Origin of the sequence: Oceanobacillus jeddahensis (assembly GCF_000750635.1) — a bacterium.
GTDB classification, from domain to species: domain Bacteria; phylum Bacillota; class Bacilli; order Bacillales; family Amphibacillaceae; genus Oceanobacillus; species Oceanobacillus jeddahense.
The window spans coordinates 1,291,183-1,305,112 of sequence record NZ_CCDM010000001.1; the positions used below are offsets into that span (position 1 = coordinate 1,291,183).

The 13,930-nt window shown below is 39.1% G+C and carries 10 protein-coding genes; 6 read left to right on the forward strand and 4 right to left on the reverse strand.

Going from position 1 to position 13,930, the window contains the following annotated elements:
* Positions 1-144: 144 nt before the first annotated feature.
* From BN986_RS26090 to BN986_RS05660, 3 genes are all read left to right on the forward strand, one after another.
* Entirely contained in the window at positions 145-321 is a 177-nt protein-coding gene (locus tag BN986_RS26090) for a YjfB family protein (RefSeq protein ID WP_074435616.1), read from the forward strand.
* 243 nt (positions 322-564) lie between these two features.
* Complete coding sequence (locus BN986_RS05655) at positions 565-4,143, forward strand: hypothetical protein (protein ID WP_052400657.1); 3,579 nt, start codon at positions 565-567, stop codon at positions 4,141-4,143.
* Between the two features lie 182 nt (positions 4,144-4,325).
* Complete coding sequence (locus BN986_RS05660; RefSeq protein ID WP_040978677.1) at positions 4,326-5,219, forward strand: 3-hydroxyacyl-CoA dehydrogenase; 894 nt, start codon at positions 4,326-4,328, stop codon at positions 5,217-5,219.
* 55 nt (positions 5,220-5,274) lie between these two features.
* Here the strand turns inward: BN986_RS05660 and BN986_RS05665 are convergent, their stop codons facing one another.
* Positions 5,275-5,985, reverse strand: a complete 711-nt coding sequence (locus BN986_RS05665) for a DUF3784 domain-containing protein (RefSeq protein ID WP_040978678.1) — start codon at positions 5,983-5,985, stop codon at positions 5,275-5,277.
* Between the two features lie 170 nt (positions 5,986-6,155).
* Here BN986_RS05665 and BN986_RS05670 point away from each other — a divergent pair, with 170 nt between their 5' ends.
* From BN986_RS05670 to BN986_RS05680, 3 genes are all read left to right on the forward strand, one after another.
* The gene (locus BN986_RS05670) at positions 6,156-6,527 is read left to right on the forward strand and encodes a fluoride efflux transporter FluC (RefSeq protein WP_040978679.1); all 372 of its coding nucleotides are present in this window, start codon (positions 6,156-6,158) and stop codon (positions 6,525-6,527) included.
* A gap of 18 nt (positions 6,528-6,545) precedes the next feature.
* Positions 6,546-6,908 (forward strand): fluoride efflux transporter CrcB, encoded by a 363-nt coding sequence (crcB, locus tag BN986_RS05675; protein ID WP_040978680.1) that lies wholly within the window; start codon positions 6,546-6,548, stop codon positions 6,906-6,908.
* A 118-nt stretch (positions 6,909-7,026) separates the two neighbouring features.
* The gene (locus tag BN986_RS05680) at positions 7,027-7,791 is read left to right on the forward strand and encodes an SDR family NAD(P)-dependent oxidoreductase (protein WP_040978681.1); all 765 of its coding nucleotides are present in this window, start codon (positions 7,027-7,029) and stop codon (positions 7,789-7,791) included.
* 104 nt (positions 7,792-7,895) lie between these two features.
* Here BN986_RS05680 and BN986_RS05685 read toward each other — a convergent pair whose 3' ends face one another.
* The 3 genes from BN986_RS05685 to BN986_RS05695 form a co-directional block, all read right to left on the reverse strand.
* Positions 7,896-9,290 (reverse strand): L-cystine transporter, encoded by a 1,395-nt coding sequence (locus tag BN986_RS05685; RefSeq protein ID WP_040978682.1) that lies wholly within the window; start codon positions 9,288-9,290, stop codon positions 7,896-7,898.
* 881 nt (positions 9,291-10,171) lie between these two features.
* Positions 10,172-11,278, reverse strand: coding sequence for an o-succinylbenzoate synthase (menC, locus tag BN986_RS05690; protein WP_040978684.1), 1,107 nt, complete (start codon positions 11,276-11,278; stop codon positions 10,172-10,174).
* Positions 11,279-11,516: 238 nt separating this feature from the next.
* On the reverse strand, positions 11,517-13,589 hold the full coding sequence (locus tag BN986_RS05695) for an RNA degradosome polyphosphate kinase (RefSeq protein WP_040978685.1): 2,073 nt from the start codon (positions 13,587-13,589) through the stop codon (positions 11,517-11,519).
* Positions 13,590-13,930 lie beyond the last annotated feature (341 nt).

Consider the following 13,930-nt stretch of genomic DNA (forward strand, 5'->3'; position numbering starts at 1 on the left):
GGCAAAAATTTTATAAAAATGTTTAAATGTACAAGCTACTATTTTTCCTATTCCCGTCTTATCAGAAAATATGCATCATTTGACAGAAAACTATGTTAAAATAAAGATAATTAGTAAATCTTTCAGATTGGGGTGAATGGATAAGTGGATGTCGGAAAAATGTCGATGATTATGAGTCAGGCTAATTTACAAACACAAGTGTCCTTCAGCTTAATGGGAAAAGTCATGGATCAAGCGGAAATGGAAAATGCGGAACTGATTAAAATGCTGGATCAGCCGCGACATCCGAATTTAGGGCATTCCATTGATGTGAAGGCGTAACACTTTTTCTCTGTATGGATGAAGAAGGAAGATAAAGGCTGCCCCGTTTCGGTGTGAAGAAGCGGGGTTATTTACATACTTACCATATATTTTCCAGGAAAGAATGTTATTTACGAGCTCATTAATTTCTTGCACGATAGGAAAGTATAAGAAAAACTATGTATTCACTTAAAGACGAGTGAATACATAGTTTTTCTAATAATCTAGTAACAAATAAAGTATCCTTCACCTTAAAAAAGGGGCGTGGACGTTATTTCGAATGCTAAAAATCGAGCTCAAATTTTGCAAGAAGAATTGATTGAATTATTAAAAAGAGATCTTATCAGCATGGAAGATTATAAACGTATCTTAACAGCCCATCAGGAATATGCGAAACAGATAGATAAAAGTAAGGATGGAGCAGTTCGTGAGGATGCGCAAGATAAGGCTTCTAAAGAGAGGTATCAGGCTGCGGAACAGAATCAACTTGATGAGACAGAGTCATCTACTCCACAGCCGGATAGTACGCCGGTTAAAAAAGTAACCCGGTTTTTCCAGGGAAATAAGGATAAAAAAGAATGGCTGTCCACTCCCGAGGAACAGGAGACGGCAAAACAGAAGAAGGAAAAAACGGTGCGTGAGCCGAAAACAGCAGAACAGATTAGAGAAAGAAATATTACCTGGCTGCTTATTTTAGGGGTTTCTTTCCTTTTAATCAGTGGTTTGGTGGTAGCGACAAGCACTTGGGATCAAATGGGAGCGATGCTAAAGGTTGCGACACTGCTTGGTGTTTCCATTTTCTTTTTAGCTTTAAGCGGCTTATCCTCTCGTTTTCTCAAAATCGAAAAGACGGCTTTTGCATTTTTAACATTAGGAAGTTTATTATTACCAATTGCGATTATCGGTATTGGATTTTTTGGTTTATTTGGGGATTACTTAACATTAACAGGAGAAGGACGCTATTGGCTGGGGATTTTGTGTACGCTTGTACCGCTTCCTTTATACGCCTGGAATGCATATCGGACAAAAGCTAAGCTGTTTGTATGGATTTTTTATTTATTTTTATCTTTTTTTATCGGCTTTTTCCTTGCTGCGCTGCAAATACCAGTAGACATGTTCTTCTTCTTAATGATGCTGTATAATGCGGTTTTATTAGTTGGGTATCATCGTTTTCGAAAAAAGAAAAAACAAGTATTACAGGTCTTTTTACATGAGCTGCCTGCTTATGCGCAGTTAAATTTAATTGTTTCCACGTTATTAATGCTATTTGTTTATAATCAGGAAGTATTTTATAGCTTTAATGTTCTTTTAACTGCTTTTCTGTATATGGCTATGGTGTTTGTTTATCAGACAAAAGGTTATCAGTTTGTGTTTGTCGCTCTATTTGCTTATGGGATTTATCAGCTGACAGAGAATTCGATTTTGTACACAGCTGACTCCTTGATCTATGCCTTAATGAGTGCGGCATATTTAGGATTTGCTTATGTGATGCGGAAAGACAGCTTTGCAAGTAACGTTTTTTACTATACGAGCGGAGTTATTTCGGGTTTTGCTTTTCTGTATATCAGCTTTCAGGGCTTAATTATCCGGGCAGATGGGAGCTCCTGGTTTATGCTGCTCGCGTATATCGTGATTGCAGGTACGTACGTCTATCTTGCAGAGGTAACGAAGCGGGGTGTTTTCCGGTGGATAGCTCCTGCATTCTTTATTGCTGCAGGGGTTCAGCTTTGGTCATTAATGATACGTCCTTATTTCCCGGAAAGCATTCTTAACTTTATGTTTTTCTATACGATAGCTTTATTTCTGTTTATCGGCTTCCAAAGCCGGATTCCGTATATGCAAGCAATCGGGAAAAGTATGTATTTCTGGTCTATGCCGGTACTTGGGATCACCATTTTGCTGAAACTTTTCATGCTGGAGTTTGTTGAGGTTGCAGTCATGCTTGCATTAACAGGTGCTGTTGCGTTGTATATGACGTTTGCATCGACAAAGCCGTTGGAGAAACAAGTTACTGCCTGGGCTGTTCCGCTCAATTGGCTATTAGCAATGTATATACTGTATTTTGAATTTGCAGAGAGATCCTATGTTTATCGGAGTCAGCTGGATCTTCCTTTTCAACTGGCAGCGGCAGGATTGATATTATTTGGGATTAGTCTTATTTGGAAGCAAAGAAAGCAGCAGGAATTGACCCGAACAACATTCTATACAGGGCAGGGAAGCTATCTGTTAGCAATACTTCTGTTATTTGCAGATTTTGCAGGAGATGAAATAGCTGTACGGCCTTTGATTTTATTCGTGGGAATCGGCGTCATGTATTGGCTGGTCCGTTTTACAGGCAAGCCTCTTTATTGGAGTTTGGTTGCAGCAGTAAGCTTAGGATTTTATGTGTCATTACGAAGCACATTTTCGATCGACACCTTCGAAGGTTTTGTCTGGTTTATGCTTGGCTTGCCAATTTTATTCTTAGCAGTTGATCGCTATTTAGGGAAATTTGATGTTCATTTAAAACCGTATTTTTTCTATTTTGCGCAAGCAGTGCTGCTATTTCTAGTATTCATCATAGCTGGAGATAGTGTTATAAAGCCTGTTCTTTATCCAGCAGTCTGGCTCGTTCCATTGGCGGTTTATGTGTATACGGCATGGGCAAGGGAAAAAGAATGGGAGATAAAAGTAGCTTTATATGCTGGTTTTCTCATGCTTATTGGAGGAGTTCCGGCGTTCATTTCCTATTATGAATGGATGACAGACGTGTCCTTTGTCTATGCTTGGCTGATTACCGGAATCCTCATGATTGCTGTTTGGTTAGCGGCTCCGGTAGTATGGAAGCGTCGAATGGAATATTTTTTCATTCCCTATATGAATCTGGTTTTAGGTATGGGCGTATTTTTATCCGTAGTGGAGGAATTTTGGCAACTTGTATGCTTTGCAGGTCTTGTTGTAGTAAATGTATACTTCCTGCATATGCGAAAGTGGACATTATATCTTGTTGTACCGCTGTTTTTTTCGATTTATCTATGGCGCGTGCAGGGGATATTTGAGGAATCGATGGAATTATGGCTGATTTATTGTATTGGTTTTGGCATTTTAGCAGTAGCAGGAAGGTATATATTTTCCAAACTATATATCACTCAAAAGGGGAGTGTGCAAGCAATCGATTGGTACTCTCTGATGGCATTAGCATATCTTGTTTTTGCATTAAATTGGGCAAGAGAGCCAGATACGATTTGGCTGACCGTTATAACACAAGTGCTTTTTGCTTCCTGGTTTTTCTTGCAAATGGATCGTGTGGGAAACAGAATGCTGCAAAAATTATTTGTAACCATTGGCGGTGTTGTTTGTTTAGCTCCGTATTACCTAGTACTTGACTATTATATCAGCGCAATTCCAGAAGTACTTTATGCAGAGCTTCAGGCGCTGCCAGTACTTGCCTTAGCTATTATTTTATCTAAGAAAACATGGCATGAGTATGAATCGCTTATGCGGCATGTCCAGACAGTGCTTTTGATTATTGTTACGGTATATCTAATTGCTGATGCGATGCAGAGCGCTACTATTATGGACGCATTGATTATTGGTATCTTATCTATCCTTTCTTTACTGGCCGGGATGCGTTATCAATTGAAATCATATTTCTTTGTCGGGATAGGAACCCTTTTATTTAATGTGATCTATCAAACACGTCCTTATTGGGGAAACTTGCCTTGGTGGGCATATCTACTTATTGCTGGAGTATTATTTATTAGTATTGCCAGCTATAATGAATGGAAAAAACAACAGGACGGAGAAGGGAAAATTGAGAAAAAGCTGAAGCAAATGATTACGCGATTTAAAGAATGGAATTGAAAAAGAGCAGGTTGGAAATGCTATATTATATAGTGTTTGCAATCTGCTTTATTTTTCACAAAAAGCATTTATAAACTTTTTCTATGAAAATGGAATTAGGCAAATTTGTTTATTTTTGTAATTATAAGGCGTACACTATATATGTAAATAAATTGAAATAACAAAGGAAAGAAGGATTGCTCATGGGATTCAAAAATGTAACAGTAGCAGGCAGTGGTGTGTTAGGAAGCCAAATTGCCTTTCAGATTTCTTTTAAGGGATTTAATGTAACGGTTTATGATATTAATGATGAGGCTGTCAGTGCTGCAAAAACACGTATGGAAAAATGGCAGCAGCGTTATAAAGAAGATGTAAATGCATCCGATGCAGAAGTAAAAGAGGCATTTGAAAGCATACATTTCTCTACAGATTTAAAAGAAGCTGTGTCAGACGCAGATTTAATCATTGAAGCGGTTCCGGAAAAAGAAGAAATTAAATTAGACTTCTATAAAAAATTAGCAGAAGTTGCTCCGGAAAAAACAATTTTTGCATCTAATTCATCTACCATGCTTCCAAGTCAATTTGCAGAAACAACCGGACGCCCAAATCAATTCCTGATGCTTCACTTTGCCAATGAAATTTGGAAAAACAATACGGCAGAAATTATGAAGCATGAAGGAACGGATATGAACGTGTTTGACGAGGTTGTAGAATTTGCGGAACAAATCGGTATGGTCGCACTGCCTATCTATAAAGAGCAACCAGGTTATATTTTAAATTCCCTGCTCGTCCCATTTTTAGACGCGGCACAGGATTTATTGGTAAATGATGTTGCAGACGCAGAAACCATTGATAAAACATGGATGGTAGCTACCGGTGCACCTCGGGGTCCATTTGCTACACTGGATGTTATTGGAATCCGTACGCCGTATAACCTGTCTGCAGCAAAAGGAGAAGCTGGAGATAAGAAAGCGCAAAGGGTTGCGAAGTTTTTAAAAGAAACTTACCTGGATAAAGGAAAATTCGGGATTGAATCAGGAGAAGGCTTTTATAACTATCCTGATCCGGCATATGAAAATCCTGATTTCCTGAAATAAATGAAATCACAAAAAAAGCTGTCCGGCGGGGCAGCTTTTTCTAATCATTGTTTTTCTACTGAGATGCTTGTTGCAGCTGCTGATAATACGCCATTGTTTTGTCAGGCTGATCTGTATTTATAATGACAAAGTTATCTTGTGTATGGACCACAATATAAGGAGCTTTATCCGAACGGAGAAAGAGTTTGCCTGCTCCGAGTTCTTCCATACGATAATTTCCGAGGTGTTTTCCAAACATAGAAATGCCGTTTGTGCGTATGATGATTTCCGGGAGTTCATCATAAAGAGATATTTCTTCCACATCGGAAAATGCCCATTCTTCTCCATATAAACCTGTCATTTCAAAGGAATTCTCGTGTATTTCTAATGTGTTTGGCAAAAAGGGGATGGCAAATACGACAATTACCAAGATAAAAGAAACCGCTAAAACCGTTTTATTTATCTTTTGTGATTTCTTTTTCCTCTTTTTTGTCATCAACAAGGATTCAATGAATAAAACAATAAGCATGACGATATATGAACCTTCCATAGCATAGGGAATATGGAAGAGCTGGAGCAGAAATCCAAGCGTTAAAACAATGCCCACATGCAGCATCATCTTACCGACAGCTTGCGGGTAACCTGCTTTAATCATTTGCTGTTGTTCCTCAGGGCTGCTCGAATGAAAACCGCTGATAAGACGATAATTTTTGCGAATTAAAATCAAATAACTGAAAAAGAAAAACATAAGAATGAGAAAAATTTGAATCCCGTATAAGTATTCCATCAGGTACCCCCTCCATATTTTGATTGCATTATAAATACGGGAGAAAGGCAGAGAAAGTTTCAACCGGAGAAACGGTTCTTTAAAAAAACTTGCTTTCTGTGTCGATTAGGATTAAATTGTACATATTCCAATGGATATAGATGATGTACGGATAAAGGTCAGGTGGTTAAATGAAGTATCTCTTCATCATGATGGGAGCCTTTTTTGGAGCAATAGCCCGTTATGAAATCAGTTTATGGTTTGGCGGACAGTCATTTCCCATAGCTACGGTTACGGTCAATATTATCGGCTGTTTCTTTTTAGGGTTTTTACTCACACTTGTTTCGCTTTCCAGGCATGATCGTCAAGTATGGGCACTGACTTTTGGCACGGGGTTTCTAGGAGCTTTTACGACGTTTTCTACCTTTGCATTAGATATACTGCTGCTTAACTTGCCAATGGCTCTTGGATACATTGGGATAAGTATCATTGTGGGAATTACTTTTGCCGGTCTCGGGGTTTGGACAGCGAATGTTGTCTATTCTTATTTCAGGAAAGCTTAAAAAGAAAGAGGTCTTCTTATGGGTTTTGTAGGTGTAGGCGGTGCAATCGGAGCATTATTGCGTTACATAATAAGTGAATATATGAAGCCGTTAAAAGCTGAGAAAGGGCTTATTTTTCCCATTGCAACCTGGATGATTAATGTATCAGGCTCTCTTTTGTTAGGGATTCTTTATGAGCTTCATTTACCGTTCCAGATGTGGCTGCTGTTAGGAGTCGGCTTTTGTGGCGGTTACACAACCTTTTCCACTTTTGGTAAAGAAGTTATTGATCTGTTGCTGGATAAGCAGTGGTTGCCAGCTTTCTGGTATGTTATCACATCTGTTTTGTTAAGTATTATAGCAGTTTGGATCGGTATACATTTGGCTTCTGTTGTTTCTTAAAACGGTTGTTTAAAGTGTACAATAAAAATGCCTCATAATATAGGGAACAGATTATTTGTAGTTTTGTAAGCGTTTTCGTAAAATGGGAGATAATCATATTTTAAAGGAGAGGTGTTGTATGCGAGATAAGGTTGTATTAATAACTGGTGGAGCCGGCGGAATTGGTCAAGCAGCAGCAAAATTATTTCTAAACGAAGGAGCTAAAGTTGTTTTAGTCGATATTAACGAATCATCCTTAGCCAAAGCAAAGGAATCTCTCACAGACAGTCCGGAAAATGTAGGCATTATTCAGGCAGATGTAACGAACGAAGCAGATGTAAAGAACTATGTTCAGGAAACAGTTAAGCAATTCGGCAGAATCGATATTTTCTTTAATAATGCAGGAATTAATGGTCCTGTTGCGGAAATTACAGATTTGGATAAGGATACTTTTGAACAGGTCATGTCGATTAATGTTACCGGGGTATTTTTGGGATTAAAACATGTACTTAAGCAAATGAAAGAACAGGGGCATGGACGAGTGATTAATACAGCATCTAATGCCGCATATATCGGTTCAGCGGGAATGGTTGGCTATATTGCCTCTAAACATGCTGTTGCTGGTATAACGAAGACGGCAGCATTGGAAACTGCTCCATTGGGAATTCGTGTAAACGCAGTAGCTCCTGCTGCCATTGATACACAAATGCTTAAGGATATTCAAAATAATTTAACGCCGGGAGAGCCGGAAAAATCAGGAGAAGCTCTAAAACAAGGCATTCCAGTTGGAAGATTTGGCGCACCTGATGAAGTTGCGCAGATTGTCCGATTCCTGGCATCGGATGAAGCGTCGTTCGTGCATGGTGCATTATATAATGTAGATGGTGGAATGCAGGCAGACTAAATTTTATGCATAAAACGAAACTTCATTCAGTGGGAGTTTTCGCCCTTCTCCGTGATAAAAAAGCAGTTATCTCGGTTTATTCGAGATAACTGCTTCTTCAGAGCTTAAATACCAGTATTTTCTACTACGGCATCTTTATTATTAAATTTCTTCTCATCCAGGTTGCCGAGCACTTTGGAAGTGACGGTACCTGAAACCATGCTGCCGTTGACATTGACTGCGGTACGACCCATATCAATAAGCGGCTCAACGGTAATCAGCAAACCAGCAAGCGCAATCGGCAGTCCCATAGAGGACAGAACAATAATCGCTGCGAATGTTGCTCCGCCGCCGACACCAGCAACACCAAATGAGCTGATTGCTGTAATTAATACAAGCTGTACAATAAAGTCAAGTGACGTTGGATCAATACCGACAGTCGGTGCAATCATAACGGCAAGCATCGCAGGATAAATTCCTGCACAAGCATTTTGCCCCATGGTTGCGCCAAAGGAAGCTGACATGTTGGCAGCTCCGTCATCTACTCCCAGCGCCTCTTTCTGTGCGGTCACATTCAATGGAATCGTTCCTGCACTGGAACGGGACGTAAAGGCAAATCCGAGTACCGGGAAAACTTTTTTCATAAACGTAATCGGATTTAACCGGAATCCGCTGACGATAAGCATGTGAATAAGAACCATGACAATCAATGCCACGTAAGATGCAATCACAAATTTACCAAGCTGGACAATCCCTGCAAAGTTTGTCGTGGCAACCATATTCGTCATCAATGCTAATACTCCAAATGGAGTTAAGCGTAAAATAAGTGTTACAAGCCGCATAACAATAGCAAATACGGCATTTACCATCCGTGTAAACCGCTCTGCCTGTTCCGGCTGTTTCCTGCTCACTCCAAGAGTGGCTATTCCAACGAGAACAGAGAAGATAACGACAGCAATAACAGATGTTGAACGTTCTCCGGTCATATCTAAAAAGATATTATTTGGAATAAAATTAATGATACGTTGTGGTGTTGTTTCTTCTTCCATCGATTCAAAATTTTCTTCCATGGAAGCACCGCGTTCTGTTTCTTCCTGTCCTGCTTCGATTTGTTCTGCATTTAAATCAAAGATGAGAGAGGTTGCGACACCAAGAGTTGCTGCAACAAGTGTTGTTGAAATAAGTACCCCAATTACCCATGCGGCCATTTTTCCAAGCTGTTTTGTTTCATTCAAATTGATAATGGCACGAATAATCGAAACCATAACCAGTGGAACAACAATCAGCATGAGGAAACGGATATATCCGCTGCCGACAATATCGTACCAATCGAGCGTACTTGTAAGAATATCGGACCCTTCTCCATAGATAACCTGGAACAGAGCTCCTAACACAATTCCAATTCCCATACCTGTAAATACGCGTTTGGCAAAGGAAACATGTTTTTTCTGCATATAGATTAATAAACCAATTAATGCAAGTAAAACAACAATATTTAATAATATAAACCAATTATCCATTTGGTATAATCCTCCTTCGTAAAAATGTTCCTGACAAATCCAACAAAAATAGTACGGATTAAACTATACAATGATTCTTTTATGATTTCAAGATAGTTGCTTCGAATGGTTTTATAAAACCAAGTAAGTTTATTGGTTTTTATTATATGCAGGTTATAAGATATTGGCTATTCTTTATATTAAAACTCGATTTTCGCACCTAAGAATAAGCATATATATCTTGCTTTTGGATTAAATCAGCTTTTTTGAAAGAATGATAGTGTATAGCTCCGCTCCGGTCAACGACTCCGCTTTCCGACGTACAAATGTTTTCGATGGGGCGAGTAATCGCAACCCCAGGACGTTGCGACTTTAGTCTGCCATGGGGACGGCTTCAGCTAACTTGAAAAGAAACCCGCTTTTCAAGTGGATCTTCAGCTCGCCCTGCGATGCACAAAGAGGAATGATTGCTGTACATTTTTACCATGCACCACAAAAAATCTCTTCTGTCTGATCTACCTTTTATTTGTTCAGCTATTCCACGTATAGAACATCTAACTAGCGGAGGCGGACCGTTTTGACTCCTGAGGGACCAGCACCATCTGAAGATCCACTTTTGCCAAGTGCTCTTCTTGGCAAAAGTTAGCTGAAGAGCGTGCCCCTAGGAAAGCAAAACGGTCCGCCGCAGCGGTATTTTACACTTCACCTGCTATTCTTTGTCAAGGAAGTTATCAAAAGAACGTTCAACTCCTGTTTCTATGGAAATGAAATTACTTTTTAATCCCAGGCTTTATTATGCACCAACTCCGAAATAACATGATTGATTTTAAACAAGAAAAAGAGAAGAGGAATTAAGATAGACGTCGTTACTATCTTTTTTAGCTCTTCTCTGATTATGTTAATTATTTAAATGTTTCTTTCTGAACGGTGTATTTTGCTAATTTCTCACGGTTAACCTCATAACCAATTCCTGGAGAAGCAGGGACCTGTACCATTCCATCTTTGACAGTTACTTCTGGTTCAATAATGTCTTCATCCCAATAACGGGAAGAAGCCGCAGTGTCTCCAGGTAAAGTAAACGCAGAAAGGGAAGTAATCGCAATATTATGTGCACGTCCAACCCCTGATTCAAGCATGCCGCCGCACCACATTGGAATATTTGCTTCTTTACATAGTTCATGGATTCGTTTCATGGTTGTAATTCCACCGACACGGCCAACCTTCATATTAATAATTTTGCCGCTGCCGATTTGAATCGCTTGTCTGGCATCTTCATAGGAATGAATACTTTCGTCCAGGCAAATTGGCGTTTTAATATGTTTTTGCAGCTCTGCATGGTCAATTAAGTCGCCGGCTGTTAATGGCTGTTCGATCATCATGAGATTATATGGGTCCAGTTTCTTTAGAGTTTCCATATCATCCAGTGTGTAAGCGGAATTCGCATCAACCATCAGTGGAATATCAGGAAAGTTTTCACGAATTTCTCTTACTACCTCTACGTCTTTTCCAGGTTTAATTTTAACTTTAATTCGTTTATATCCTTCTGCTGTTTTTTCTTTAATGTTTTGAAGCAGGCGCTCCATGTCATCTTCAATGCCAAGACTGACGCCAACTTCAATTTCCGTTCTGCATCCGCCGATAGCTTCTGCCAGAGAGATACCTTGTTGTTTTGCATAGATATCCCATGCAGCTGCATCAATGGCTGCTTTGGCTAAGTTATTGCGTTTAAATGGTTCAAATAAATCAGTAAGCTCATCAGGATGATTTATTTCGCGGTTTAGCGTTAGGGGAATCAAATATTCCTCCAGCATAACCCAGGCAGCTTTTGTAAATTCTTCAATATAAAGCGGAGATTCAGAAGTAACACATTCTCCCCAACCAATTGTTCCATCTTCATCTTTTGCTTCTAAAATGATAAATTCACGGTCCTGTTCTGTTCCAAAGCTGGTCGTGAACGGGTTTTTCATTCGCATATTCATACGATGCATTGTTATTTCGGTGATTTTCATTGGTAAGACTCCTTTTGTCGGCAAATGAAAAAAGAATAAAGCTTTCCCATTTGCATCATTGTAATTAGGGCATTCATTAAAAGAATTCTAACAAAATACCTTTATCCAATTAAGTTCTATTATAGTGTATTTCTGTACTTTATAGCAATATGGCAGTTGAATGGCTTCCGATTTTAGAAAAACAGCACTTAAACAGACACTACAAAAACTCAAAGGCCTTTGATAAGGCCTTTGAGTTTTAAGCAAATAGGTTCATTGCCTGTTCAAATAATTTTAATTGGCTATTCAATTCTTCATCAGATCGGACATAAGAATAGGTGCCATCATTTGCTTGCTGTCTTGCTTTTAGAGAATCACGGAGCATTAAATCGAGAATATCGTAAATACGCTTTTTGATCCGATTTTCATAAATAGGAAACATCAGCTCTACACGTTTAATCATATTACGCGTCATTAAATCTGCTGAGGATAAGAAAATATTGATTTCCCCATTATGATGGAATAGGTAGACACGGCTGTGTTCCAGAAAGCGGCCGACAATGCTCAGGACACGAATATTTTCACTAACACCCGGAATGCCGGGACGTAAGCAACAGATACCACGAACAATTAAATCGACTTGAACGCCGGCTTGAGAGGCTTCATAAAACTTTTTAATTAACGGCTTGTCTGTTAAAGAATTCATTTTAGCAATAATCCGGCCATTTTTAAATTGCTCATGAAACTTAATTTCCTGATCGATATGATGGATTAAATCATTACGGATATCAAAGGGAGCCATGGATAGATGATGAAAATCAGGCTTTTCAGTATAACCGCTCAAATAATTAAAGAAATTAGTTGCATCAATGCCGTATTTTCGTTTGGTCGTTAAATAAGACATGTCTGTATAAAACTTGGCGGTTTGATCATTATAATTTCCCGTTCCAAGGTGGACAACACGTTCAATCCGGTTAGCCTGCTTCCGAACAATTAATGTGATTTTACTGTGCGTTTTCAAAGAAATCATGCCATAGATGACATGGCAGCCGGCAATTTCTAACTGCTTTGCCCACTCTACATTATTCGCTTCGTCAAATCGGGCTTTTAATTCCACTAAAACCGTTACTTGCTTCCCATTTTCCGCAGCACGTTTTAAACTGGCAATAATCGGTGAGTCTCCACTGACACGGTAGAGTGTTTGTTTAATTGCCAATACTTCCGGATCATCTGCAGCCTCCCGCATTAGATCGGAAATTGGTTCAAATGATTCGTATGGATGATGAAGAAAGAGATCTCTTTTTCTGACAGCTTCATACACCGTTTCATCCTCGTGGATATCCTGGGCCGGCTGGGGAATGAAAGTTTCATAAATAAGGTGCTCATAGTCATGCTTTACTTGATCATAAAAATCATTTAAACAAGTTAGATCAAGCGGACCGTCTACAATATACAAGTCCTTTTCATGAATTTCCAGTTCATGAAGCAGAAAGGAAATGATTTTCGGGTCTTGTTCCATTGCATTTATTTCCAAACGGACAGCAGCGCCAAATTTTCGTTTTTTCAGCTCTTTTTCAATTTCTTTTAATAAATCATGTGCGCTATCCTCGTGAATATTCATATCTGCATTTCTGGTAATACGGAAAGTGCTTGAGGAAATAACACGGTAGCCTTTAAAGAGCTTATAAATAAAATGACGTATGAGATCTTCTAATAGTACATAGTGATGTTTTTCATCAATCTGGATGAACCGGTCCAATAATGCGGGTACCTGTACAATAGCAGTTTTCTTCTGGTGTTGTTCTTGTTCATATTCATCTTCTAATTGAATGGCAAGGTTTAACGATTTATTTAACAGCATCGGAAAAGCACGGTAAGCATCGATTGCCATCGGTGTAAGAATCGGGTAAATTTGTTCATCAAAGTATTGCTCAAGTGTCTCTAATGTCTCAGCGGACAGATTTGTCATTTGAAAAAGACTAATATGCTGCGCTTCGAGTTCATCCTGTACTTGTTTATATAAATCATATTGTTGCTCAACTAAGCTGTGATTAAAGGTTGCAATGGCAGCAAGCTGTTGTTTTGGAGTCAGGTTTGATTTATCATCGGGACGATTAAACCCTGCTTTTACTTGATCTTTTAATCCTGCAACCCGCACCATAAAAAACTCATCTAAGTTTGATGAAAAAATAGATATAAATCGCAGTCTTTCAAGAAGTGGATTATTTGCATCAGCTGCTTCTTCTAATACACGTTTATTAAATGAGAGCCAACTCAGCTCCCTGTTGTTATAAGAGGCAGATGAGTTGGTGACTTCTTTTTGTTTCTCCATAGAATACACCATCCCTTTTTTAGAGGATGTTCAAAAAGTCCAATAAAAATGACACGGCGGAAAAAGGAACTTCTACTAAGATCACCCACGTCCTGTGGGCAACGTAGAAGTCACCGCATCCTGCGGAAGTGCGTTGGCTTGCTTTTCCGGTACTCACGTATCTAAAAGCATAGAGGAACTTCTGTTAAGACCGTCCACGTCCTGTGGACAACACAGAAGTCATCACATCCTGTGAAAGTCCGTTCCTCAAAGCTGCGCCGCCTTGAACTTCTTGGTCCTATTTATCGCCCTTTTTGAACACTCACTTTTAGTCCTATATATATCATAATCCTTTTCTATAT

Excerpts from the sequence above, each read along its gene's own strand:
- menC (WP_040978684.1), bottom strand. The coding sequence starts at position 11,278 with ATGAAAATCACCGAAATAACAATGCATCGTATGAATATGCGAATGAAA.
- BN986_RS05660 (WP_040978677.1), top strand. The coding sequence starts at position 4,326 with ATGGGATTCAAAAATGTAACAGTAGCAGGCAGTGGTGTGTTAGGAAGC.
- BN986_RS05685 (WP_040978682.1), bottom strand. The coding sequence starts at position 9,290 with ATGGATAATTGGTTTATATTATTAAATATTGTTGTTTTACTTGCATTA.
- BN986_RS05695 (WP_040978685.1), bottom strand. The coding sequence starts at position 13,589 with ATGGAGAAACAAAAAGAAGTCACCAACTCATCTGCCTCTTATAACAAC.
- BN986_RS05665 (WP_040978678.1), bottom strand. The coding sequence starts at position 5,985 with ATGGAATACTTATACGGGATTCAAATTTTTCTCATTCTTATGTTTTTC.
- BN986_RS05670 (WP_040978679.1), top strand. The coding sequence starts at position 6,156 with ATGAAGTATCTCTTCATCATGATGGGAGCCTTTTTTGGAGCAATAGCC.
- crcB (WP_040978680.1), top strand. The coding sequence starts at position 6,546 with ATGGGTTTTGTAGGTGTAGGCGGTGCAATCGGAGCATTATTGCGTTAC.
- BN986_RS05680 (WP_040978681.1), top strand. The coding sequence starts at position 7,027 with ATGCGAGATAAGGTTGTATTAATAACTGGTGGAGCCGGCGGAATTGGT.